Below are 26,046 nucleotides of genomic sequence, written 5' to 3'. Positions count from 1 at the left end.
AATCCTTATGTTTCGTAAACACTTGTTAACATTTATTAATTCTAGAGCTTTTTCGTGAAAAGTCTCATGCAAAATAGATATTTACTTAAAACTTTGAACTTCATCTAAGAAAGTGGACCGATGTCACGGTTTTTTGAAACCCCATGAAAAGTAAGGTATTTAGCCTCCAATCATCACAGTAGGCATACCCAGAACAATAGTACCGCCGTGACTGGTTGTATCGCCCATACGTGCCGCTGGTTTACTCATTATGAGCACAGTGGCACTGCCTTTGATGATGCTATCGGGAGGGCCAACACAAACGCACATGTCCCCAAGTGTCGCGGCTGGCATATTGCCAATTAAAACCGTCGGTACACCGGGGCCACTGATTGGCCCGCCTACGTGGGGGATAGGTGGAACAGCGGGTGTCTGCATTGGGCAAACATGCATATCGGTTAATCGTGCGGCTAACGTCATCAGTAACTCCTATGCCTTACTGCCTTTGGCAAGCTCAAGAGCTATGCCGATGGATTTTTTGTAGTACTCGTCTGTCTTGTCCCAATTTGGTAGAGCAGCAGAGTGATTGATCGCACCTGCTACCGCCTTAGAGTATAGAAAAGGATCTGGGAGAACCGTTGGCAAATCTGGTGCAACAATACTGCCAGACCCGTTCCAAAATACGGCTTGAGCCAACCAAGATGGCCCGCAATTCAATTTAAGTTTGTTAGAAAACAGTTCGCTCTTTCGCCTCTGTTCTTCTGAAGGCGATTTCACCCAAGCCTTGGCTGTTGAAATACACTGCTTTTGCATTGTAGACCACACATCATTTCTTGCATCGAGTGTATGCGCGCCCCACCAAATGGCTTCTCGAACTGGAAGCCCGTGAGCAAGAAATTGAACCAAATCGAAATAGAGCTCGTTTTCCAACAACGTTTCAATGGAGTCATCAACATTGAGCTCTTCATCGATCAGCGCTTGAGCTTCATCAGAGCTTGAGAATCTATCGAGCAATTGTCGGCCTGTCTGATACGGAATCTTTTTATACATGTTTTCGTTCTACCTAAATTTGTGCTTTGGTGTGGTTTAAGTACTAGCGTTTTGAATTTGCTAATTAACCTTAACAATCGCACCTTTTAACTCACCCATCACGCCACCATCGAAAGTGCCTTTTAGTCCGGATTTAAACTCGGCACTTAGTGAACCTTCAGCTGAGAGGGTGGTATCGGCTTTAATCGCGACACTGAGCCCTTTGATGCTGTTGGAGCTGGTTGCTTCTAAAGCTGTCGTCACACCGGAGATCTTGTTGGCGGAAGTCGCTTTGCTGGTAACGTTCATCCCTTCGAGGTTGAGTGCACTGCTGGCTTTGATATCAATGTTGCTGGCTTCGATACTGATTGAAGACGAAGACATGGTGATCTTACTCGACCCAACGGTTAGCTCTATCTTGTCATCGGCTTCAAGTGAAATGGATTTGCCTTTCTCACTGATCGCTTTATCCGAACTAAGTGTGTAGTTATCTTCTGTTGAGACGGTCACCTGTTTGGTGGTTTTCTGAAGCAACTCACCTTTGATCGTTTCAGTCAGATTGTTCTCGACCTCTTTGGTGAAGTCTTTGGTCGCATGCATATACAAGAGCTCATTGTCTTTCTTATCATCGAAATAGAGCTCATTGGCCAATCCACTCAACTTAGTGCTAATGCCTGTTTTTGTGGCGTTAGCCTCTTTGTAAGGTGGCGAATTTTTACTGTTATAAACGCTTCCTGTGATAATCGGTTGATCAGGGTCTCCATCAATGAAGCTGACTAATACCTCTTGTCCGACTCTCGGAATAAACTGAGCACCGTAACCGCTGCCTGCCATCATCTGGGCGACACGCACATAGCAACTTGTTTTGTCGCCAGAGGCTTCGGTATCCCAATGAAATTGAATGCGCACGCGGCCTTGATCGTCTTGATTGATTTCACCTGCCGTACTGCCTGCGACAATCGCGCTTTGCAAACCGTGGATTTTCGCTTTGTCTCTCGGTGACGGGTAATTGGGAATTGAAGTATCAAGTAGGGTGAGGCGTGTCTCACAGTGATTTTCAGTGTTATATCGAATGTGAAGCTCTGTGACCAGATAATCGCCGAGTTGAGACTTGTCCAAATGGGAAGATAATGAGAACCAAGTGCCTAGTTCAAATGAATCGTGTTGTGCTTCAGCTTCGACAGTTTGATAGTTTTGCTCTAGTTGCTCGATTCGCCTTTTCACTAGGTTGCTGGCGAGATCATCCATTCCACCTGTGATACCAAGGTTAGGGTAAAACTGCTTGGTCAACTTGGTATTGTTCGCGATCTTATGGCTGGATTTCTTCTCTTTGCTGCTCACCAATTTGGTTTGTGAGTAGTCATAGCTGGTTAGCTCGATGCTAGAACCATGAAACTGGCCCTGTGGCATCCATTTGTTGATTAATGGATTGCTGCCTGAAGGGACCTCAATCATGTCGAGCTTGCTGGCATCAGACTTTTGAAAAGGGCTCTGCGCATCTTGCAGCATCATTAGGTGGTCGGAATCGCTGTGTTGGAAAAAGTAGTGAACACCTTCCTCAGCAAGCAGGCGGGTTACGAAATCAAAATCGCTTTCATCGTATTGAACGCAATATTCACGTTTAGACGAAGGCATGGTGCCCGTCTTATAAGAGCCACTGAAGCCAGCTTGGGTTAACACGTCTGAAACGATGTCTTTCGTTGATTGGTTTTGGTAAACGCGGAAAGAGTGGGTGTGCTTCAATAACCAGAACCGAGGCCTTAGAGTGACGCGGTAACTAGAGTACTGTAGGTTACCGTCCATACCGAGTAATTGAACCTGCGTAACAATACCGTTGAATACACGGGTAGCGGTCAAGTTATCGGTGTCATTAACGAAGCGGGTGATAGAGAGCTTTTGCCCCAATTGATCATCGATCACAAAGCTTTTTGAGATGATGATTAGTTCGATTTTAAAAGGCTTCGATAAGTACTCAGAAATAGCAAAATCGCTGACTGCATGTTCGTTGCTTTTAGAATCTTTTGCCACAATAGTGCTGGCAGAAGGGGAGAAATTATCCGTCATAGGCTCGCCTGATAATGCTCGAAGGTGTCCTGACATAAGGTTATGTCGATACTAACGAACTGACTTGATGTTAAAACTTTATATCTAAATTTATAGCATAAAGTAAATAATATAATAAGCATCATAACAAAGGCGTGAGGTGTTTCCATTTTATGAAAACAAATACCATTAATTTAATTATGGTAATTACTTGCTGGTTTATATTGTTAAATGTCATTTAAATACGAGGTTATTGCGACGCAGAGGGGGATATAAGGAGATCTTAAATTATATATAGAATAATGTGTTGCTAGAGACAGTATGCCGTAGTAATAATATAAATATTGCTAGCATGTTACATTTCTGGGCTAGTGGTTATTCAAGGATAGAATAATGACGAAAACAAAAATCTCGTTACGGTTTACCGTTGGAGGGATGTTTCTGCTTGCAACAGTACTGACAGCGATCGTTGCGGTTTCACTTCAATATTACTTCAGTAAGAAAATGGCGACAGAGCATACCTTGTCCAAGTTGACCATGATATCTCAGGATTTAAGCGACTATATCGGCAACGTCGATTCAGATGCGATAAATACCGCTCGCTTACTCTCTTCAGTGCATCGCTCTATTAGTCATCAAATCTCTCGTGAAGAGTCGCGTGGGATCCTTTCAGAAGCGATAAAAGATAATCCTCTTTTTTACAGTATTTATATAGGTTCTTCTAACGAACGCTTCTTCCAAATTATCAATCTGGAATCATCTCCTTTTGTCAGAGAAAAAATTGGTGCCGATCGCTCAGACCGCTGGGTCGTGATCGAGATCAGCGATAGAGAAGCCGGCCGTATCCGTACGACTAAGTATTACGACCTTGAGTTTAACCTACGAGACTCAAAGACTGAGCCAAGCAATTACTTTCCTACGACACGGCCTTGGTATATCTCTGCGAATACGGAGGTTGTTGAGAAAACACAGCCTTATCTTTTCCAGCATCTCCAGATAACGGGACAAACCTATTCTCTAGCCTTTGAATCAAAAGCTGCTGGCGATACACAACATGTGATAGGCATCGATGTCGTCTTGTCATCTTTGGCAAGCAAGTTATCTGCGAGTGCATTGGATCTTGATGAAGACAGTCGGGTTGAATCTTTCTTATACTCCAAATCCGGCAACATTATCGCGTCTAATCGCGATATTGAAACGACACAAGTGCTTCCTAAAGCGAGTGAAATCAAATGGTCTTCTGAGCAACAAGCCATCATAGAAAAAACACCACCTTTGCTGTTCTCGAATCAAAATGATTGGGGTCCGATGGATTTCTCTGTATCTGGAGAACCACACGGCTACGCGATTGATCTCTTGAAAATGATCAGTGAAATGAGCGGGGTTAGGTTTGAATTTGTGAATGGCTTTTCGTGGGCGGAGTTAACTGGCAAGTTTCATGAAGGAAGCATTGATGGACTGCATTCGATTCAGAACTACGAAAGCAATGGCGTGAAAGGTTTATACACTGACGCTATCTATGAATTACCTTTCTCTGTTGTAACTCGAGGCGACGTTCAAACCCTATCAAATTACGCTGAACTTGAAGGTGAAAAAGTCGCGATTCTATCAGGGTGGTCGATTACACCTCAATTGAGAGCCGACTTCCCAAATATCGATCTTGTTGAGTTTTCCTATATGGAATCGGCACTGGATGCTGTTGAGAATGGAGAATATTTTGCGGTACTCGATGCGAAGCCCGTGCTTTCATTTTCTTTGAACAAGTTTTTCCATGTAAACCTTAAAGTTAATGAAGCTCTCTCGGACTTGAAAGTGAGCTATCCAAATCAGTTCCACATTGTGCTGCAGAATAAACATCAACAGCTGTTACCGATCATCAATCAAGCCATAAATGCATTAACGGATGAACAGAAAGCCGCATTATCTCAAAAGTGGTTTCAACATACGGCCCTAAATACAGGAACAACCATTCCTTATACTGAGCTCTATGATAGAACCGCGACAGCGACCACCGAAGGCGAAATGGTTAAGATTGTGCTCAATGGTGAAGCTAAGCGTTTATATCTGAAAAAGATTGAGACAGGCGAGCACTACTCTGAATATTTTGCAGTAGCGATACCAGAAGCGGAAATTTACAGCGCTGTGAACAAGCGAGTGGCGACCTCCATTGGCGTGACTGTGCTTCTTATGAGCCTAACCTTACCGGTAGCTTGGATCTTTGGTGCGCCAATTGTTCGTCCTATTCGTCAATTAAAAGCAGAGACGAGTAAGATTAAGCTGCGTGATTATGACAGCGTGACCGTGCTGGATACTCGAATTAAGGAAATATGGGAGTTGTCAGTTGCAGTCAAAGAGATGTCGACAGAACTCAAACAACATGAGCAAACTCAAGAGGCGTTTGTTGAGTCGTTTATCAAGCTCATCGCTCAAGCGATTGATGATAAGTCCGCTTATACGGCAGGGCATTGTAATCGTGTACCAGAACTCGGTTTGATGCTGGCTGACGCGGCTGAAAAATCTCAGTCTGAGCACTTCAAAGACTTTGAGTTTAAAAATGATGACGAACGCCGTGAGTTTAGAATTGCGGCTTGGCTTCATGATTGTGGCAAGATCACGACACCGGAACACATCGTCGATAAAGGTACGAAGCTAGAAGCGAACTACAACCGAATCCACGAGGTGAGAACTCGTTTTGAAGTACTTTGGCGTGATGCGGAAATCACTGCTTTGAGAAAACAACTTGAAGGTGCGCTATCAACGCAACTGATAGCCGATGAGCTTGCGGCAACGAAACAGCAGCTACAAGGTGACTTTGCCTTTATCGCGATATCAAACGTTGGTGGTGAGTTCATGAGTGACGACAAAGTTGCTCGTATTCGTTCGATAGCTGAGACGACTTGGATGCGTAACTTTGATGATCAACTTGGTCTATCACCGATAGAAGCCTTGAATCGAGAATCGAGTTCAAGTTTGCCAGCGACAGAGCTGCTGTTAAGTGATAAACCTGAACATATAGTGAAAAGAGATAGGCCGCTAGAGTTTGACCCGAAACATCAAATCAAAATGGATGTGCCGGAGCACCTATACAACTTAGGCGAAGTCTACAATCTGAGCATTGCACGTGGCACGTTAACTGCTGAAGACAGGTTCAAGATAAATGAGCATATGCTGGGCACGATTAAGATGCTTGAGAACCTGCCATTCCCGAAAGAACTAAGCCGTGTTCCTCGCTATGCTTCGACGCACCATGAAACACTCAAAGGCACTGGGTATCCAAGGAGGTTGACTGGCGACGATCTTTCCATTCCAGAACGTATTCTGGTGATCTCCGATATTTTTGAGGCATTAACCGCTGCGGATAGGCCTTATAAGAAGGCGAAGCCGATTAGTGTTGCTGTCGATATTATGTACAAAATGGCGTTGGACGAGCACCTCGATATAGAACTGTTTAGGTTGTTCCTAACTAGCGGTACACATATCCGTTATGCCGAAACGTATTTAAAACCGGAACAGATCGATCATATAGACCTATCAAAATACTTAGTTAAAGGCGTCGCTGCTTAACTTTGCCAGAAAGCATGAATGGTTGTTGACCTCACTTCATGTAGTGAGTTGGCGTTTCTCCGGTGTGTTGCTTAAAGAAATGAATAAACGCACTGTCACTGGAGAACTCTAACTCGTGGGCAACCACAGAGACACTCTTTTTTTCTGACAATTGCTCAATGGCACTTAACAGCCTCCATTGTTGACGCCAAGCTTGGTAAGGCATCCCCGTTTCTTTGATGAATAATCGGCTAACGGTCTTGCTGCTTGCTCCAATATGCTTGGCCATTTCATTGAGTGGTTGAGGTAACTGTGTTCCTAGTTTTACTTTTTCTAACCACAACGCTAATCGTTTATCTTTGGGTAAAGGCAGCGTTAGCTCGTTCCTTTCTGCGTAAGAAAGTTCCTCGCAACACAACGCCAATGTGTTCTGTTGCTCTTCACTAGGTTTATCCCAATCCCAAAAAGCCATTCGTTCGATCAACTCCTTTAGTAGTGGTGTGACGTTAAGAATACTTAACTCTTCAGGCAAGTTTTTAATACGATGAGGATCAAAATAAAGCGAGCGATAGGCCACGACATTGGTCATGGTTGCACAATGCTCAATTCCCGCGGGTATCCACGCCACTTTAGTGGGCGGCAACACACAATGCATCCCGTCAAGTGTAATACTGATGCAACCATGTGGTGCAAACAACAATTGTGCACGGTTGTGTGTATGCATACCAGAATCGTGCCTGCCGACTTGGGCAGCAATGCCGACAAAGGGATAGGGCATTCCATCAACATAAAAAGGTGTGTTGTCATCGATTAACATGATTTGTCCTTATTTTGATGTTTGTTGTTCTACTGTTGATATTTGAACACAAATGAAATCCATATACTTCTCTTATTCCAGTTTTAGAAGAGAATAATATGAATAAAAAACCCCATATGGGACTGATCATCATTCTGCTGATGTTCCCCCAAATTGTTGAAACTATCTACAGCCCAGTATTGCCGCACTTAGTTGATTATTTTGGTGTATCAATGGCAAGTGCAAGTCAAACCTTGTCGATTTACTTTATTACTTTTGCTGTGGGTGTTGTTTTTTGGGGGCGAATTTCTGATCTTATTGGCCGCAGAAAAGCGATGTTGTGTGGTTTGTTTACTTATGGCGTTGGTTGCTTTTTAGCCATCACGGCAACTCAATTTGATATGGTCATGATTGCGCGGGTTGTTTCAGCTTTTGGGGCGGCGGTAGGCTCAGTTATTGGTCAAACAATATTGCGAGATAGCTATGAAGGAAAAGAGCTAGGGAAAGTGTTTTCGCTAGCAATTGTTGCAGTATCAATCAGCCCTGTTGTTGGTTTAATGTCAGGAGGATTGATTGCTGAATATTTTGGACACTTAGTGGTGTTCAGTTTACTGCTTGTCATGGCTTTTATATTGCTGATCGTATCCGGCTTTTCTTTACCCGAAACGAAACCCGCTGACACCAAAACGGTCAGTTTTATTGGTATTTTCACGGTAATGCTAAAAGATAGGGATATTTGGAAAAGTGCGATTCTTGTGGCTTGCTTTAATGTCATGATGTTTAGCTACTATTCTTTAGCGCCATTTATGTTCAGCCAGTTTGGCTTAAGTTCCATTGAATTTGGTTACAGTGGCGTGATTTTAGCGGCAGCATCTGTTTTAGGAAGCTCGATGAATAAACGATTGCTAGTAAAAGAATGGGGTTCCCAAAGACTCATTCAGATCGCGGTGTTCATCAGCTTTGTTGGGGCTGTTCAGGTGTACTTTTACCAAGACAGCCTTTGGTTTCTTTTAGGAATGGCTGCTGTGGTTGTAGGGTTTGGTATGGCAAGTCCTAATATATTTAGTACGGCGTTGGTCAATTATAAACAACAAGTTGGCACAGCAGGGGCGGTTCTAGGATTGTTGTATTACTGTTTAATTGGTGGGGGATTAGGGCTTGCTGGTGAGATTGGTAACTTAGGGGTAGTGCTAATAGGCATGTCTTTATTGGCAAGCACTATGTTGATGTCTCGTGATTAACCAATTTTGAGAGTGTTAATCTTGTGAATAATAAAGAGAGGCGATCATTGCTTCTCTTTTTTTTGGTCTAAATCGCTGATGAGTAGAAATGAATACTATCTCTGAAAGTTGACTGTCAGTTGTCGACACATTGTTTTCGAGCAAATTTGGGGTGGGTAAGGGTTTGAAGCTTGCTCACGATTTAACTTAATGAATAACATCTATTTATTTTCTTTTATGGCTTCGTTTTACTACTTCTATACCGGTTAATAAAAGTACTACCTTAGTCTAAATTGTCGACAATCTACTTGATTGTCGACAATTTGATCGTGTATTTTATGTTCATGTTATGAAATTGTTGACAGTTAGGGTCGGCAATCAGAAGTGAGCAGCGTGAATATGAATACTGCGATAAAAGATCTCACCTTAAGTGCAAACACGAAAACACGTGTGAGCGACAAAGAAAACACCAAGTCGGAAAATCTGACAGAGTATCTCGTTGAGGCGATTGTTAACGGTGAATTACCACCGGGCAGTAAGATCTCGGAGCCTGAACTGGCTAAACGCTTCGAGGTAAGTCGAGGACCATTACGTGAAGCGATAATGCGTATTGAAGGGCTTGGCCTGATTGAGCGAATTCCTCATGTCGGCGCTCGAGTTATTACTTTTTCGGCAGACAAACTGCTAGAGATTTACGCGGTGCGAGAGGCATTGGAAGGCATGGCGGCTCGCTTAGCAGCGCGACATATCACACAAGAAGAGCTTATCGGGCTTGAAGGATTATTGTCGACACACTCAAAGCACATCGATGAAGTCGAAGGTTCTTCTTACTTTCATCAACATGGGGATTTTGATTTCCATTACCGCATTATCAAAGCGAGTCGTAACAGCAAACTCATTTCGCTGCTGTGTGATGAGCTTTATCACCTATTACGCATGTACCGCTATCAATCGCCTAGGGCTCAGTCTCGACCAAAAGAGGCGCTCGATGAACACAAATACATCCTACAAGCGATTCGTAATCGCGATGAAGAGCTAGCAGAAATGCTAATGCGACGACACATCTCGGGTAGTCGATTGCTTATAGAACAACAAATTCAATCCAAAGATCTTGATTAAGCGACCATTGGAATCTGTCAGCGGATCAGTGCTGGCGATAACCAAAAGCCGTAAGTCTTAAAGATTAGCTAGAAATAAACAATTAACAGGGAGCGTCATTATGAAGTTATCAGCAGGAGCAAGGTTCCGACAAGCTGTGCAAGACAACGACCCATTGCAGATCGTCGGTACGGTGAATCCGTATTGCGCGATGATGGCAAAGAACTTGGGGCATCAGGCGATCTATTTGTCGGGTGGAGGCATCGCCAATGCGTCTTATGGTTTGCCTGATTTAGGTATTACGACATTGAACGATGTGTTGGTCGATGTTGAACGTATTACCAACGCGTGTGATCTGCCATTGCTGGTGGATATCGATACGGGGTTTGGTGGCGCATTCAATATTGCACGTACGATTCGCGCTATGGAGAAGGCAGGCGCAGCAGCAATCCACATGGAAGACCAAGTCGCTCAGAAACGCTGTGGTCATCGACCAAATAAAGCGATTGTAAGTCAGCAAGAGATGGTCGATAGAGTTAAGGCTGCAACTGATGCTAGAACCGACGAAAGCTTTGTGATTATGGCTCGTACGGATGCATTGGCGGTTGAAGGAATAGACAGTGCGATTGAACGAGCGATTGCGTGTGTTGAAGCGGGCGCAGACATGATTTTCCCTGAGGCGATGAATCAACTCGACCAATACGTGAAGTTCTCGGCAGCTTTGAAATCAGCAACGGGTAAGCATGTGCCTATTCTCGCGAACATAACTGAATTCGGGCAAACGCCACTTTACAACTGTAATGAGTTAGCGCAATCGAGTGTCGACATGGTGCTTTACCCATTGAGTGCGTTCCGTGCGATGAATAAAGCGGCTGAGAATGTTTACAAGCACTTGTTAGTTGAAGGCAATCAGGAAGCTCTGTTGGATTCAATGCAAACCCGTAAAGAGCTTTACGAACACCTTAATTACCACGACTACGAGAACAAGCTTGATCAGTTGTTTTCAAGTGAAGGGTAAAACCAGTTTCAATTAATCAAAAATCAACTTAATCCAATAACGTGAAATGGTTAGTCGCCATATCCAGTACCGATGATAAAGATCATCGGACACATAAACAGGCAGCACCAAAGAGTGCAGGCGGCTAACACAGAAAAGGAGTTCACCATGTCTGTATCTTTGAGTGATAAAGCAGCTGTCGATAAGGCTTCAACAGAAAACCCACAACAAAGCGAAAAACCCGAAAGCAAACCAGCCAGCGCACCTGCAATCGGTGGTGCTGGTCTACGTGGCCAAAGTGCGGGAACTACGGCGCTATGTACCGTAGGCCAGTCAGGAACCGGCTTAACCTACCGTGGTTATGATATTACCGACCTTGCTAATCATGCTCAGTTCGAAGAAGTGGCACATCTGCTACTAAGAGGCCACTTACCCACTGAAAAAGAGCTCGATGACTACAAAGCCTTGTTAGTTGGTCTGCGCGGCTTACCTCAACCATTGAAAGCGGCCTTAGAACTGATCCCCGCAGACGCTCATCCAATGGATGTAATGAGAACAGGTTGTTCAATGCTAGGTAATCTAGAGCAAGAGACTGATTTTTCTGAGCAACTGCCCGCGACTGAACGAATGCTCGCGCTTTTCCCTGCCATTATTTGTTATTGGTACCGCTTTAGTCATGATGGCGTGCGAATTGATACTGAAGATCAAAGTGAAGCCTGTCTGGGTGGCTACTTCTTGAAAATGCTAACGGATAAAACACCTAGTGAACTTCATAAGAAGGTGATGCACTGCTCGCTAACCCTTTACGCGGAACATGAGTTTAATGCTTCAACCTTTGCCGCTCGTGTGTGTGCATCCACACTGTCAGATATCCACTCTTGTGTCACCGCAGCGATTGGTACGTTGAGAGGTCCTTTACATGGCGGTGCGAATGAAGCGGCGATGGAAATGATCCAAGATTGGCAAACCGCTGATGAAGCAGAAACTAACATCATGCAGATGCTTGCTAACAAAGACAAAATCATGGGTTTCGGTCATGCCATTTACCGCGAAAGCGACCCGCGAAATGCGCTAATCAAGCGTTGGTCAAAAGAGTTAGCTCAAGAAGTGGGAGATAAGCAGCTTTACGTCGTTTCTGAGCGTGTTGAAGCGGTAATGAAGCGCGAGAAAGGCTTGTTCTGTAATGCTGACTTCTTCCATGCATCGGCTTATCACTTCATGGACATCCCAACCAAATTGTTTACTCCTATCTTCGTGATGAGCCGCCTTACGGGTTGGACGGCACACGTATTCGAGCAAAGAGAAAATAATCGCATCATTCGTCCAAGTGCAGACTACACCGGGCCAGAGCATCAAGACTGGCTACCAATCCATTTACGTTAGTCCTCTATATCGAGCCGACTTATATCTCGAGGTGACTTTTCTCTTCATGTGATAAGGCCTTGAGAACCAACGAATAGAATTTAACAGATAATGGTGGATGTATGTCTGATGTAAAACTTGAACAAGCTCAGTACCTTGATAAAAATCAGTACCGGAAACTTTTACCCGGAACCCATTTAGAATATTTCGACGCTTGCGAAGCGGTAGAAGCAATATCCCCGGGCGCTTATAAAACCTTGCCTTATACGTCGCGAGTGTTGGCGGAACAATTGGTAAGACGCTGTGATTCTGAAACGCTTGAAGACAGCTTAAAACAGATCATTGAACGTAAGAGCGACCTAGATTTCCCTTGGTATCCTGCGCGCGTAGTGTGTCATGACATTCTAGGTCAAACAGCCCTAGTAGATTTGGCTGGATTAAGAGACGCGATTGCCGACCAAGGTGGAGACCCTGCCAAGGTTAACCCCGTAGTTGAAACCCAACTGATTGTTGATCATTCGCTTGCAGTGGAACACGCAGGCTTTGATAACCAAGCGTTTGATAAAAACCGAGCGATTGAAGAGCGCAGAAACGAAGACCGTTTTCACTTTATCGAATGGTGTAAAACCGCGTTTAAGAACGTGAGTGTGATTCCTGCGGGGAACGGGATCATGCACCAGATTAACTTGGAGAAGATGTCTCCGGTGATTCAATCCAAAGAGGGCATCGCTTTCCCTGATACCTGTGTTGGTACCGATAGCCATACACCGCACGTTGATGCTCTGGGCGTTATTGCGATTGGTGTGGGCGGCTTGGAAGCTGAGACTGTGATGCTCGGTCGTCCGTCTATGATGCGCTTGCCAGACATCGTGGGCGTTAAGCTTACGGGTCAAAGACAAGAAGGGATAACCGCAACGGATATTGTGCTTGCGATTACTGAGTTCCTTCGCAATGAGAGAGTGGTTTCAAGCTATTTGGAATTCTTCGGTGAAGGGGCGCGTGCACTGACCATTGGTGACCGTGCGACTATATCAAACATGACGCCTGAGTACGGGGCGACGGCAGGCATGTTCTACATTGATGAACAGACCATTCAATACCTCAAGCTGACAGGGCGAGAACCAGAACAGGTTGAATTAGTTGAACGCTACGCTAAGCAAGCTGGGCTATGGGCTGACGATCTAGATTCTGCTCAATACGAACGTGTATTAGAGTTTGATTTATCGAAGGTAGAGCGCAATCTTGCAGGGCCTTCGAACCCTCATCGCCGTTTGCCAACCAGAGAGCTGGCTGAACAAGGTATTAGCCAAGCATCTTGGAAAGAGCAGCATGCTAAGCAGTACAGCGATGATCAGATGCCCGATGGTGCCGTAATCATTGCGGCAATTACTTCTTGTACCAACACCAGCAACCCAAGAAACGTAGTCGCCGCGGCATTAGTTGCGAAGAAAGCCAATCAATTTGGATTAGTTCGTAAGCCATGGGTAAAAACGTCATTTGCGCCGGGTTCTAAAGTTGCCAAGCTCTATCTTGAGTCGGCAGGTTTGCTAACTGAGCTGGAACAATTAGGCTTCGGTATCGTGGGTTATGCGTGTACTACCTGTAACGGAATGAGTGGGGCGTTGGATCCTGCTATCCAACAAGAGATCATCGACCGCGACCTGTACTCAACCGCTGTGTTGTCAGGGAATCGAAACTTTGATGGTCGAATCCATCCCTATGCAAAACAAGCGTTTTTAGCCTCACCGCCATTGGTGGTTGCTTACGCCTTGGCTGGCACGATTCGATTTGATATCGAGAAAGACAGCTTAGGCACCGACAACAATGGTAAGCCAATCTACTTAAGTGATTTATGGCCGAGTGATGCCGAGATCGATGCCGTTGTCGGTGAGCATGTTAAGCCTCAGCAATTCCAACAAATCTACGTGAAAATGTTCCAGCCAGACGAGGAACAGGTGACGACTGAACCGCTTTATGACTGGCGACCTCAAAGTACCTATATTCGCAGACCACCTTATTGGGAAGGTGCTCTTGCGGGAGAACGAAGCCTATCTGGTATGAGACCTTTAGTGATTCTGGGTGACAATATCACTACCGATCACTTATCCCCTTCAAATGCGATTCTCGCTTCGAGCGCAGCGGGGGAATACCTCACCAAAATGGAAGTGCCGGAAGAGGACTTTAACTCTTACGCGACCCATCGAGGTGATCACTTAACCGCGCAACGAGCAACATTCGCCAACCCTAAGCTGTATAACGAAATGGTTAAGGACGCTGGAGAAGTCGTGCAAGGTTCACTAGCAAGAGTTGAACCCGAAGGTCAAGTTACGCGAATGTGGGAAGCGATAGAAACCTACATGAACCGTAAACAGCCTTTGATTGTCGTGGCGGGTGCGGATTATGGACAAGGTTCATCACGTGATTGGGCTGCCAAAGGTGTGCGTTTAGCGGGTGTTGAAGTGATTGTGGCTGAAGGATTTGAAAGAATTCACAGAACCAACTTAGTTGGCATGGGTGTATTGCCTCTGCAGTTCAAAGTAGGAACGAATCGCAATACCTTAGAGTTGGACGGCACCGAGCTTTACGACGTGTACGATGACATTGAAGCAGGTTCTGATTTAGCTCTAGTCATCACTCGTAAAAACGGTGAAAAGCTTGATGTTCCTGTGACCTGCCGACTAGACACGGCAGACGAAGTGAATGTTTATAGCGCTGGTGGAGTGTTGCAACGTTTCGCCAAAGACTTTCTTGCAAATTAGGAGCTAGTTATGAACATCAAACAGATAAAAGTACCTGCTACCTATATGCGGGGCGGAACAAGCAAAGGTGTCTTTTTCAACTTAAGTGACTTACCTGAAGCTGCGCAAGTTGCCGGAGAAGCTCGAGACGCATTACTTCTGCGCGTGATTGGTAGTCCAGATCCTTATGGCAAACAAACCGATGGCATGGGTGGCGCAACATCCAGCACCAGCAAAACCGTTATTGTTTCGAAAAGCAGTAAAGCCGATCACGATGTTGATTACCTATTCGGCCAAGTAGCAATAGACAAGCCGTTCGTTGATTGGAGCGGTAACTGCGGCAATCTGTCTGCTGCCGTAGGCCCATTTGCAATTCATAGTGGACTGGTCGATTCGAATCGTATTCCAGAAAACGGTGTGGTCGAGGTGCGAGTATGGCAAGTGAACATAGAGAAAACCATTATTGTTCATGTACCTATCGCTGATGGGGAAGTCCAAGAGTTAGGTGACTTTGAGCTCGATGGTGTCACTTTCCCCGCTGCTGAGATCCAAGTCGATTTCCTAGATCCAGCCGATGCGAGTGGTTCTATGTTTCCAACAGGGAATGTTGTCGATTTTTTAGATGTTCCCGATCTGGGTTGCATCAAAGCGACATACATTAATGCTGGGATACCCACCATTTTTGTTGATGCTGAATCGGTTGGTTACCAAGGCACTGAACTTCAATCAGATATCAATAGTGATACCAAAGCCTTGGCTCTGTTTGAATCCATACGAGCACATGGTGCAGTAGCGATGGGTCTTATTGATTCTTTAGAACAAGCTGAATCACGTCAACATACACCTAAAGTCGCGTTTGTTGCTAATCCTCAAGCGTACCAAGCCTCCAGTGGTAAATCGGTTGCTGTCGAAGATACTGACCTTCTGGTGCGTGCTTTGTCTATGGGACAACTGCATCACGCCATGATGGGTACGGCAGCGGTCGCCATTGCTTCAGCGGCGAGTGTGTCAGGTACGTTAGTGAACTTGGCAGCCGGTGAGGGTTCCCGAGATTTTGTGACCTTTGGCCACCCGTCAGGAACCTTAAAAGTGGGTGCTAAAGCTATTCAGACGGAAAGTGGTTGGAAAATAGAACGGGCAATTATGAGTCGTAGTGCCCGAGTGATCATGGAAGGTGCCATTCGAGTGCCTTTTCCTAAGTAAAGCGATTGTCGTGAACGGTTAAATGCTCACGAACACAACGCTGAGAAAAGAGTGCAATCAAGTGCTACTGCCAAAAGCTAGGCGCTTGGACTAATGGATAAATCATGGAGGAGGCACTATGTCTGCTACGAATCGAATGAACAGAAAAACAGACTATATCACCGAGTATCAATGGGCTAGGGAAGACCCCAATTCGTTCTGGGAAACACAAGCACAAGCGATAGATTGGTTTGAACCACCAAAAACGATATTACAAACTGACGATAACGGTATTGAGCGTTGGTTTCCTGATGGGGTAATGAATACGTGCTGGTTGGCGCTTGATTATCATTGTGAAAATGGGCGAGGTGGCAATACGGCGCTGATTTACGACTCTCCAGTTACAGGGACTCAATCCTCGTACACTTACAATCAATTGCGTGACCAAGTGGCAAAAGTCGCAGGTATGTTAGCCATGCAAGGCGTGACCAAAGGCGATCGTGTGGTGATCTACATGCCAATGATTCCTGAAGCGGCGATGGCAATGTTGGCCTGTGCACGACTAGGCGCGGTGCATTCGGTGGTGTTTGGTGGGTTTGCTCCTCATGAGCTTGCCGTTCGTATCGAAGATGCTGAACCCAAGGTGTTGATTACTGCCTCCTGCGGTGTCGAGATAAACAAAGTCTTGCCATATAAGCCTATGGTCGACAGGGCGATCATGGACAGCCGCTGGAAGCCTGAGAAAGTGGTGGTATTCCAAAGAGAGCAGTCTCTAGCCGAATTGAACAATGAACGTGATGTACTTTGGCAGCAAGCGGTTAGCGACGCATTACCTCATGTGTGTGTGCCTGTTCTAGCAACTGACCCACTATATATCTTGTATACATCAGGGACTACGGGTAAGCCAAAAGGCGTGGTGCGCGATAATGGTGGTCATGCGGTTGCAATGAAATACTCGATGAGCACTATCTACGATATGCCGCAAGATGGTGTGTTTTGGGCAGCTTCTGATGTCGGCTGGGTAGTGGGGCATTCCTACATTGTTTATGCACCATTGATTCATGGTTGTACGACCATTTTGTTTGAAGGTAAGCCAGTAAGAACGCCAGATCCCGGCGCATTCTGGCGTGTGTGTGAAGAGTACAACGTCGATGTATTGTTTTCTGCGCCAACCGCGTTTAGAGCAATCAAGAAAGAAGATCCTGAAGGCGAGTTGCTCACCAAGTATGACTTATCATCGCTCAAGTCGATTTTCATGGCTGGCGAGCGCTTAGACCCGCCAACATTGGATTGGGTCGAATCTCATACCAATAAACCGGTTATCGACCACTGGTGGCAAACGGAAACAGGCTGGGCCATTTCCGCCAATCCGACAGGGCTTGAATCTTTGCCTGTAAAAGCGGGTTCTTCCACTAAACCTGTTCCGGGTTACCAAGTGGAGATCCTCAATGAGTTGGGTGAAATCGCACAAACGAATCAACAAGGGTTTGTGGCACTTAAACGACCATTGCCGCCTGGTTGTTTACCCACGATATGGCGCAATCATGATCGGTTTGAATCCGGCTATTTGAGTCAGTTCCCGGGCTATTATGTTTCTGGGGACGGTGGCTATCTTGATGAAGATGGGTATCTATTTATCATGGGCCGTATCGACGATGTGATAAACGTAGCGGGACACCGTTTGTCGACTGGAGAAATGGAAGAGATCGTGGGTGGTCACCCAGCCATTGCAGAATGTGCGGTAGTCGGTATTCACGATGACTTGAAAGGACAACTTCCTTTAGGTCTAGTTGTGTTAAAAGATGGCGTAAAAGTCGATGGCATTGAGTTACAAGCGGAGTTGGTTGGCAAGGTTCGCAATGAGATTGGCGCGGTAGCCTGTTTTAAGCAAGCCTTGGTTGTTGAGAGACTACCCAAGACACGTTCAGGTAAGATCTTACGCAGAACTATCCGACAGATCGCAGAAGGCGAACAATATGTGGTGCCTTCGACGATTGACGACCCTACCAGCTTAACTGAAATTGCTGAAAAGCTCGGCAAATAGACGTCGCAGTTTAGGTAATCTCACCTTCGGCTTGTTGATTTATACATAACCCAGCGTGATGGTTTACCTAAACTCTACTTTATTCATCCGCTTATCCATTGCGTTTACTATGACCTCATTATGAACCCCACATATTGAGGTCTTTTTATGCGAGCTTACTTTTTGTTGATTGCTTTACTGGTCAGTGGTGCTGCTAGTGCCAGTATTTCAAAGGATGAAGCGAGTAGAGCGTTGTTAGAGCCATTGAGTCATCCCAAGATATTTAAATGTGTGTCCAAGACTGGCGTCGATCTCTATCAAGCAGTTTTTGATATGGGCGTGGGGTATGAAGCCGACCCGATTAACTCGAAGATGATCGTTAATTCAAGGAAAGGTCGCTACGAATATCAAATCTTAGGCGCGGTAAGGTCTGAAAGAGCCGGTGAAATTGTCGTGTTGACTCGTCATGTGGGAGACGGTGTCAAAGTAGCCGCTATGATTGATGACGAAAATGGCAAGATACTGGGGATCGGCGATAAAAATCATTATCGAGATTGCGGTGTTAGGCCACCACCTAGCGCAGAAAATATGCAAAACTTTTGGTCCAAAGGCTAAGAGCGACATGTGAAATACAAAAATTATTGAGAAAGCTAGATTGAGGCGACCTTATTGGTCGCCTTTTTTGTTTGTCAGGCTAAGGCGAGCTCAAAGATATATATCAATAAGAACTTATGCGATGGTTGAATGATACATAACTGAACATGATGTATCGTCTAAACGTGGCTTTATTTATCTCATTAACGGTTCTGCTTAAGATGGCTCTACTCCAAACGAAGAACTAAGCGAGACTCCTATGAAATTCACTAAACCTTTTCTTTTAGCGACACTGATTGTGACTCTTTCTGGTTGCGCATCACCAGCAATGGATAACGAAAATGAGAATGCTGCACGTAATCGTGGTGCTGTGGGTGGTGCTTTATTAGGAGCGACAGCAGGCGCTCTAACTGGAGATGCGAGCTTAGCCGCGAAGGGTGCTGCATTGGGTGGTGTGACCGGTGGTGTTGCTGGTTCAATGAAAGATACGGATGATGCAAGAAACGCACAACGAACCCAAGTCACTGCTGATGGTCTGGCGCAAGACAATCGCACCGATGCAGAAAAGCGAGTTGCTGAAGTAGAGGCTGAAATTAAGCTTATTGAACTAGAACAACAGCTTGCTGATCTCAAAGAAGAGAAAGAGGACAACGGTGCATAAAGCTACAACTAAAGCTAAAGCCTCGACATTCGTTTAATTGAAAATCATTCAAACAGAATGGCCACGTAATGTGGCCGTTTTTGTATCTAAAATACGCACTTCAAACAATGAATCAATTCAATAACTTGTATAGATACTCACGGCAAGTAAACTAGACTCAGTTTAGATATTAATTTGGTTTGAGAAGCGCAATAGTCATGAATGTCACTTTGAGGGCTGCAAAACACACGGATTTGGAACAACTTAACGAGTTAATGTTCGATCTCCACCATCATCACCACCTTGCTAGCCCAGAGCACTTTAAAACGGCAGAAGAGATTGAGCAGGAAAAAAGCATTGCACGTTACTTGGATGATCCTGAATGCTTGGTTTATGTGGCATTAAAAGGTGAGCTCATTGTTGGCTTTATCTCCGGACATTTTTGTGAGCTTATCTCAACGGTGAGTAAACCAGTGCCGATGGGGAGTGTCGATGAACTGTTTGTCTTGCCTGATTATCGAAAAGAATCGATTGCTGAAAAGTTGTTTAGCAAAGTTGAAGCGACTTTTGATGATTATGGGGTTGAACAAGTCTTTGTAGAGGTTTGGGACTTTAATTCACCTGCCAAGGACTTCTATCAAAAAATGGGGTTCACACCTCACATTCAATGGATGAGGAAGGCTTTGCACAAAACGTAGACAGCGATTTTGTGCGTGTTTGATTACACTAGAGCAGTCTTTAACTTTTTCTCTTATTTTTAGGTAAACTCGTTGGCTATTCGATATTTATTAGTTTTCATATTATCTCTTTTGAGTACTACTTCCGCTTGGGCAAGCAACACTTTGCCCGATCATATTGCGGGCGCCTTGTGTGTAGTACGTGCTGATAACCAAATCGTGTTGGTTGATGAGTTGATTACAGGTCAATTGTCTCTACCGGGAGGCACTGTGGTTTCTGGTGAACCGCCATCGGTCGCGGCGCAACGAGAAACTTGGGAAGAGGCGGGTTTGTCGGTAACGGTCGGTGATGTACTGGGTTATACCGATAGTGCCGTTGTGTATGATTGTGTCTCTGACTCTGAAGTGATCAGTTACAAAGCTCGAAATGAGTTAGGTGGCTTTGAGCTACCAATCTGGTTTGCTCCTCATTATGGTGTGGAAGTCAGTCGCGCGATGTTATTGCCACCTACGGAGTTGCAAGCCAATCAATACCGTTACCCAGAGCAATGGTCTGAGATTAACGAATTCTTTCTATCCGCGACAGATCAACCTGTGACGTATGTGACTGAGCTGGTGGGCGCGGCACCGAAAGTCCATCAAGTTGAATTAAATTGGATTGTGTCGCTTCAAAACGCGTTCGATAAGATGCCAAGCGTGTTTGCGAATACTGTGCTTTTAACTGACTCGTTAGCGAAGCCATGGATTTTCATCGTGATATTGCCGCTAATTGCTTGGCATTTTGGCCGTAACTTCGCGTTGAAGTTTGGCTTCACTTTGATCTCGGTAACATTGCTCACTTTAATCGCCCACCAAGGGTTTGGTTTTCCACGTCCGCATGCTTACTTGCCAACATTGAAGCTAGTGATGAGCAGTGGCTATAGCTTTCCAAGTTTATTGGCTGGCTTATGGGTGAGTTTAACCTTGTTAGTCTTTTGGAAACTAAAGCGCCTCTTGGAGCAAAAATCGATTTTGATAGTGCTCGCGGGCCTACTGTGGATTATGCTATTTACGTCTTATTCAGGCAGTGCGTTCTTTAGTGATGTCTTAATGGGAGGCGTATTGGGCGCGTTAACGACTTGGCACATAGTGAGATTAGATGCGAAACCTGATGTTGATATTAGTGCCTTATTAAGCTCTAAAGGTGTCTGGTGGGTATTGTGCTTACTGTCGATTGTTCTCGCGGTGATATGGCCACTGCCAACATTCTCTTTCTGGGTAGTAATTTTGATGACGATTGCATGCTTAGTAACGTTAACGGATTCGAAGCCTTTGGTCGGCCAGTTCTCATTCAAGATTGTATTTGGAGTGATGGCGATGTTGTTAGCGGGGAATCTACTGATTAGCTGGGCTGGAAGTTTCGTCTCATTCAGTGGCATCGCTTCATTTATCGTTGAGACCTTACGTTTCCCAATCTTGATTCTATTTGGTGTAGTGGCGTTTCGTCTGCCATGGAAAAGAGAGTAGGCGAACCGACTAATATAAAATCAAAAAAGGCTGTGCAGTGCACAGCCTTTGTCATTTGTGCAACAAGCAAAAAGTAATTCTCACTATAGCTGCTGAGCGTTTATGAGTTGAAGATAAACTTCTCAATCGCGACCGCTACACCATGGTCGTCGTTGCTCGCTGTGATGTGATCCGCCAGTTTCTTGGTTTCTTCCATTGCGTTTTCCATTGCAATGCCAAGACCAGCGTATTCAAGCATATGATGATCGTTTTCAGCGTCACCCATGCAGATTACTTCTTCTGCTGTAATACCCAAGTGCTTAGCTATCGCCTCAATACCGACACCCTTGTTTGAATTCGGGTTTAGGAACTCTAAGAAGAATGGTGCACTTTGCACGATAGTAAATTGAGTCTTAAGCTCTTGTGGCAACTTGCCGATGATTTCAGTCAGCTTGCTTGGTTCTGCGACAATCATAGTTTTGATGATTTCGTGGTCATCTTCTAGTTGAGAAAAGTCGAACTCGGTAATCTCTAAGCCATTAATACGCGCTTCAATAGCTGTGTACTCATTGTTTTCAGGCGTGATTAAGCCATGAATCTTGCTGAATGCATGAACATAACCACCAAGCTGTACAGCGAGGGCTGCGATCTCTTTCGCGGCTTTACCATTGCTGATCTCACTATGAATGAGTTCTTTTGTAGAGACGTTTTGAACCATAGAGCCGTTGTAGAAGAGCACAAAGTCATCTTCGCCGTTGATTGAAAGCTCGTCTAACTTACTCTGCATGCCTTCTAAAGGACGACCAGAAGCCAGAACCACTTTCACACCTGCAGCGCGTGCTTTGGCAATCGCGTCTTTGTTCTCTTGAGAAATTACTTTATCACTGTTGAGCAGTGTGCCATCCATATCAAGAGCAATCAGTTTGTACATGTTGTTCCTTACTAAAAAATTAAAAGCTAACGAAATCTAATGGGCGAAAGGATAAGGGAACTTGAAAGTTCAGGCTAGGGCTTTGATCAACTCATTTATCAGTACTCATTTGTTTGACCAAAAGGGGCAAGTGCTTTAAGGTCTGCGGTTGATTAATTTCATCAAATGATTGAGCTGAGGGTAAGTTGTACAAGATTAATGAAATGTTTGAAACCATCCAGGGCGAGGGCGTATTTACCGGCGTTCCTGCTGTTTTTGTTCGACTGCAAATTTGCCCTGTAGGCTGTTCTTGGTGTGATACCAAACAGACTTGGGAAGCGTTGCCGGAAGATGAAACGAGCCTTGGTGATATTATGGTTAAGACAGAGGATTCACCGACTTGGTCTGCAATTGATGCGCAAGGAATCGTGAATGAATACATCAAGCAAGGTTACACCGCTAAGCACATTGTGATTACCGGTGGTGAGCCGTGCATCTATGATCTTGTCCCTCTTACTGAAGCATTTGAGCAGCACGGTTGTCGTTGCCAGATTGAGACCAGCGGAACATCGGAAGTAAAAGCCACACCGGACACTTGGGTTACGGTGTCACCAAAGGTCGCAATGAAAGCCAAGTTGGATATCCTTGATAGTGCACTCGTTCGTGCGAATGAAATCAAGCACCCTGTTGGTACAGGTAAAGATATCGAGCAACTAGATGCTCTTATTGCTAGAGCCGATGTTCCTGAAAATACAGTCATTGCACTTCAGCCTATTAGCCAAAAAGAACGTGCAACGCAACTGTGTATTGATACCTGTATTGAACGTAACTGGCGTTTATCTATTCAAACTCACAAATATTTGAGCATCGCATAGGTTGCATTTGTTTACTGGCCTAGATAAGTCGCTAGTAGAAGATTCTCGTAAGGATTTAAGATGAAAAAAGCAGTCGTAGTATTCAGTGGTGGTCAAGACTCAACAACGTGTCTTGTTCAAGCTTTAAAAGAGTATGAAGAAGTTCATGCGATTACGTTTGACTATGGTCAGCGCCATAGACTAGAGATTGAAGTGGCTGAGTCGTTGTCAAAAGATCTTGGTGTGAAAGCACACAAAGTGATGGATGTAACTCTGTTGAATGAACTGGCTATCAGCTCTCTGACTCGTGACGATATCCCTGTCTCTCATGAGCTGCAAGAGAATGGACTACCAAACTCTTTTGTTCCTGGTCGTAATATTCTGTTCTTAACTTTAGCGGGTATTTACGCTTACCAAATCGGTGCAAATACCATAATCACGGGCGTGTGTGAAACTGATTTCTCAGGCTACCCTGATTGTCGTAATGACTTTGTGAAAGCGATGAACTCTGCGCTTGTACAAGGTATGGACAAGCCGCTTGATATTAAAACACCGTTAATGTGGCTCAACAAAGCTGAAACATGGGCGTTGGCCGACCAGTACTCAGCACTTGAGCTTGTTCGCAATAAAACACTGACTTGTTACAATGGCATCATCGGTGATGGTTGTGGCGATTGTCCAGCGTGTGAACTGCGTAAAGTTGGCCTTAACGATTACCTAGGTGATCGTGAAGGTATTATGGCTGAGTTGGTTCGCAAACAGACTGAGAATAAATAACCTCAGGTCAATCAATTGGTTCGTTGTAAGCATCAATGATGCAGTTTCGGCCGTTGCTCTTTGCTTGATACAGTGCTTGGTCAAGCACAGAGTACAAGTCATCAAAGTCACTTAATGCGTTTGAGGTTGCTAGATAAGCAAAACTCGCGGTTACATTAAGTGGCTTTTTGCTTTCTGTTAAGAAGACGGTGCTTGATATGGCGTAATGTAGCTCTTCGACGCGCTCTCGCACGTCTACAGGCTTGGTATTGGTTAGCATGATGAGAAATTCTTCGCCTCCTAAGCGACCAAACAATTCGTCATTCATTAAGTGTTTTCGTATTTGCTGACTAATATGGACGAGTGCTCGGTCACCAGTAGGGTGTCCATGCTCATCATTGATCGTCTTGAATTTATCCAGATCAAGCAGAACGAGGACATGTTGCTTGTCCGTTCCTTTACAGCGTCTGACTCTTTTGATTCTTCGTATGATCTCGGTCCGGCCATACGCTTTTGTCATAGCATCGATGGAAGCTTTTGCGCGAATCGTTTTGTTTGCTAATACCGTAAAGCTTGCGGTGCACAGCAACAGAATAACAATGATGTTGTACAACCATCTTTGATGTTCCATTTTTTCAATTTGAACGCGGTCGAGCTTTGTCTGATTTATCAGGAAAGAATTTTCCAATTCTTGCTCATATTTAGCGTGGGTCAGGTCTAGTGCTTCAAAAGCCAACCTGTTATCGATATCGCGTGTTTCAATTTGTATAGATGAGTATCGCTGGTAGAAATAGAAAGCTTGTTGGTAATCGCTGAGCGCTTGATGAAGCTCGGAAAGTTGCAGGAGTGACTGAGCGATGTACTTGTGTCTTGTGACTTGCTCGGATACTTCTAGAGCTTGCTGAGCATAATTGAGCGCCTCGGTTGTCAGCTTTTGCTCTTCGAACATATCGCTTATCGCCAAGTAAGCGTTAATACGAATGACGTCGTTACTCAATTCATTCGAAGCTGACAGAGAGTTGACTAAGTAACCTCTTGCCAAATCATAGTCTCTAATTTGAGTGTAAGCTTTTCCTAAGCCAAGACTTGTTAGTGCGATACCGTAGCTATGCGACGATGAGCTCAGCAGTGTTCTTGCTGTTTGAAAGTGGTTAATTGCTAAGTCACTTTGCTCTTGGTTAAGGTAGAGATCTGCAAGGCTATGGTGCACTTGTGCTTTCATCAAATCAGAAGCACTTTCTCTTAGTGTGAGTGCTTCTTTGAGGTACTCTGCCGATTTTTCATATTGCTTTAACTCTTTGAGCAAATTACCCACATCGTTATAGATCCCCGAAATGTCATGTCCTTGTGGGAACACGTTTATCAGTGATAGGTAGGTATCTAGCGCGGCTTGATAGTCACTGCGGAAATGGTGATTGTTAGCGATGACTCTATAAGTTCCAAACTTTGGTAACACAGGGTCAGCGATGTCATGTAAATCCGATTGAAGTGCAGAACAATAATAGTTTGCTTGATGGTATTTTGCTTGCTCGTTCAAAGATCGACATAGTTGGTATTTTAGTAGCGCTCTTCCAGTTAAATCACTGCGCGATTGCATTTTCGCTAATAGGGTCAAAAAGCCTTGTTGCGCTTCTTCATATTGGCCTTGGCCGTCTTTCATCAATGCAGAAATAAACGCTTCTTCAATCGCTTGGTACTCACTGTCGTTTGAAGCGATTCCATAGAACGGTTGATCTCGGTGGCTTATGTATTGATATAACAGAGATGAAAGGTAAAGCTTATCTCCATAGACGGTTGAGCCAATGTAACGGGTTTGCAGCATGTTTAACGCACGCGATGGGGAATGAGTTAGAGTCGAGAGATAGAGTGCATTCCAATCAGCATTTGGAGTTGTGTTTGAATTTAAATTGGATGAGTTGAAAGGAGAGTCTTGGTGACGATCTTGTGTTGATACTTGGCCATGAGAATAAAAGCTAATGAACAGTAGAAGGGCAATAAAAACAGAGTGAGTCACAAGAAACTATCTATCAGATAAAGAACGACATTCTATTATTAGTTTGATGTTGCTTCAATTTTTGAATGGTATGGGTAGGAGGTTATGCGAGGTAAGTCTCTAATTT

20 protein-coding genes are annotated in these 26,046 nt (G+C 44.7%); 14 read left to right on the top strand and 6 right to left on the bottom strand.

Annotated features, from left to right (window positions below; translation table 11 throughout):
• Positions 1-159 precede the first annotated feature (159 nt).
• Genes M4S28_RS10450 through M4S28_RS10440 form a run of 3 tightly spaced genes read right to left on the bottom strand, consistent with a single transcriptional unit; the run spans position 160 to position 3,072 of the window.
• Positions 160-459 (bottom strand): PAAR domain-containing protein, encoded by a 300-nt coding sequence (locus tag M4S28_RS10450; protein WP_017110734.1) that lies wholly within the window; start codon positions 457-459, stop codon positions 160-162.
• Between the two features lie 9 nt (positions 460-468).
• The gene (locus M4S28_RS10445; protein WP_102462402.1) at positions 469-1,029 is read right to left on the bottom strand and encodes a DUF6931 family protein; all 561 of its coding nucleotides are present in this window, start codon (positions 1,027-1,029) and stop codon (positions 469-471) included.
• Between the two features lie 60 nt (positions 1,030-1,089).
• Positions 1,090-3,072, bottom strand: a complete 1,983-nt coding sequence (locus M4S28_RS10440) for a type VI secretion system Vgr family protein (protein WP_249631754.1) — start codon at positions 3,070-3,072, stop codon at positions 1,090-1,092.
• 372 nt (positions 3,073-3,444) lie between these two features.
• Here M4S28_RS10440 and M4S28_RS10435 point away from each other — a divergent pair, with 372 nt between their 5' ends.
• Complete coding sequence (locus M4S28_RS10435; protein WP_249631753.1) at positions 3,445-6,615, top strand: HD domain-containing phosphohydrolase; 3,171 nt, start codon at positions 3,445-3,447, stop codon at positions 6,613-6,615.
• 31 nt (positions 6,616-6,646) lie between these two features.
• Here the strand turns inward: M4S28_RS10435 and M4S28_RS10430 are convergent, their stop codons facing one another.
• A complete protein-coding gene (locus M4S28_RS10430; protein ID WP_017076144.1) occupies positions 6,647-7,411 on the bottom strand; it encodes an AraC family transcriptional regulator in 765 nt (254 codons plus the stop codon).
• Between the two features lie 98 nt (positions 7,412-7,509).
• Here M4S28_RS10430 and M4S28_RS10425 point away from each other — a divergent pair, with 98 nt between their 5' ends.
• The 11 genes from M4S28_RS10425 (at position 7,510) to M4S28_RS10375 (ending at position 21,427) form a co-directional block, all read left to right on the top strand.
• Positions 7,510-8,631, top strand: coding sequence for a multidrug effflux MFS transporter (locus tag M4S28_RS10425; protein ID WP_249631752.1), 1,122 nt, complete (start codon positions 7,510-7,512; stop codon positions 8,629-8,631).
• A gap of 378 nt (positions 8,632-9,009) precedes the next feature.
• Complete coding sequence (locus M4S28_RS10420; protein ID WP_249631751.1) at positions 9,010-9,729, top strand: GntR family transcriptional regulator; 720 nt, start codon at positions 9,010-9,012, stop codon at positions 9,727-9,729.
• A 100-nt stretch (positions 9,730-9,829) separates the two neighbouring features.
• Positions 9,830-10,726, top strand: coding sequence for a methylisocitrate lyase (prpB, locus tag M4S28_RS10415; protein ID WP_243583519.1), 897 nt, complete (start codon positions 9,830-9,832; stop codon positions 10,724-10,726).
• Between the two features lie 147 nt (positions 10,727-10,873).
• A complete protein-coding gene (prpC, locus tag M4S28_RS10410; RefSeq protein WP_249631750.1) occupies positions 10,874-12,088 on the top strand; it encodes a bifunctional 2-methylcitrate synthase/citrate synthase in 1,215 nt (404 codons plus the stop codon).
• 101 nt (positions 12,089-12,189) lie between these two features.
• On the top strand, positions 12,190-14,826 hold the full coding sequence (gene acnD / locus M4S28_RS10405; protein ID WP_249631749.1) for a Fe/S-dependent 2-methylisocitrate dehydratase AcnD: 2,637 nt from the start codon (positions 12,190-12,192) through the stop codon (positions 14,824-14,826).
• A gap of 9 nt (positions 14,827-14,835) precedes the next feature.
• A complete protein-coding gene (gene prpF / locus M4S28_RS10400; RefSeq protein WP_135381965.1) occupies positions 14,836-16,008 on the top strand; it encodes a 2-methylaconitate cis-trans isomerase PrpF in 1,173 nt (390 codons plus the stop codon).
• 118 nt (positions 16,009-16,126) lie between these two features.
• The gene (locus tag M4S28_RS10395; protein ID WP_249631748.1) at positions 16,127-18,031 is read left to right on the top strand and encodes a propionyl-CoA synthetase; all 1,905 of its coding nucleotides are present in this window, start codon (positions 16,127-16,129) and stop codon (positions 18,029-18,031) included.
• Positions 18,032-18,178: 147 nt separating this feature from the next.
• The gene (locus M4S28_RS10390) at positions 18,179-18,625 is read left to right on the top strand and encodes a hypothetical protein (protein WP_009846621.1); all 447 of its coding nucleotides are present in this window, start codon (positions 18,179-18,181) and stop codon (positions 18,623-18,625) included.
• Positions 18,626-18,863: 238 nt separating this feature from the next.
• Positions 18,864-19,265, top strand: coding sequence for a YMGG-like glycine zipper-containing protein (locus tag M4S28_RS10385; RefSeq protein ID WP_004733606.1), 402 nt, complete (start codon positions 18,864-18,866; stop codon positions 19,263-19,265).
• A 197-nt stretch (positions 19,266-19,462) separates the two neighbouring features.
• Positions 19,463-19,942, top strand: a complete 480-nt coding sequence (locus tag M4S28_RS10380; RefSeq protein WP_017100229.1) for a GNAT family N-acetyltransferase — start codon at positions 19,463-19,465, stop codon at positions 19,940-19,942.
• Positions 19,943-20,014: 72 nt separating this feature from the next.
• Complete coding sequence (locus tag M4S28_RS10375; protein ID WP_249631747.1) at positions 20,015-21,427, top strand: bifunctional NUDIX hydrolase/phosphatase PAP2 family protein; 1,413 nt, start codon at positions 20,015-20,017, stop codon at positions 21,425-21,427.
• 100 nt (positions 21,428-21,527) lie between these two features.
• Here the strand turns inward: M4S28_RS10375 and M4S28_RS10370 are convergent, their stop codons facing one another.
• Positions 21,528-22,337: a Cof-type HAD-IIB family hydrolase gene (locus tag M4S28_RS10370; RefSeq protein WP_017093206.1), complete on the bottom strand. Its 810-nt coding sequence runs from the start codon at positions 22,335-22,337 to the stop codon at positions 21,528-21,530.
• A gap of 185 nt (positions 22,338-22,522) precedes the next feature.
• Between M4S28_RS10370 and queE the strand changes: the two genes are divergently transcribed.
• Together queE and queC are read left to right on the top strand one after the other, a co-directional pair.
• Positions 22,523-23,191 (top strand): 7-carboxy-7-deazaguanine synthase QueE, encoded by a 669-nt coding sequence (gene queE, locus M4S28_RS10365; RefSeq protein ID WP_017082671.1) that lies wholly within the window; start codon positions 22,523-22,525, stop codon positions 23,189-23,191.
• Positions 23,192-23,251: 60 nt separating this feature from the next.
• The gene (queC, locus tag M4S28_RS10360; RefSeq protein ID WP_249631746.1) at positions 23,252-23,947 is read left to right on the top strand and encodes a 7-cyano-7-deazaguanine synthase QueC; all 696 of its coding nucleotides are present in this window, start codon (positions 23,252-23,254) and stop codon (positions 23,945-23,947) included.
• A 7-nt stretch (positions 23,948-23,954) separates the two neighbouring features.
• Here queC and M4S28_RS10355 read toward each other — a convergent pair whose 3' ends face one another.
• Entirely contained in the window at positions 23,955-25,940 is a 1,986-nt protein-coding gene (locus M4S28_RS10355; RefSeq protein WP_249631745.1) for a tetratricopeptide repeat-containing diguanylate cyclase, read from the bottom strand.
• Positions 25,941-26,046: the final 106 nt, after the last annotated feature.

The organism is Vibrio sp. J383 (assembly GCF_023503985.1).
GTDB lineage: Bacteria > Pseudomonadota > Gammaproteobacteria > Enterobacterales > Vibrionaceae > Vibrio > Vibrio splendidus.
Note: the sequence above shows the minus strand (reverse complement) of the source record. Positions and strands in the feature narration are given on the sequence as shown.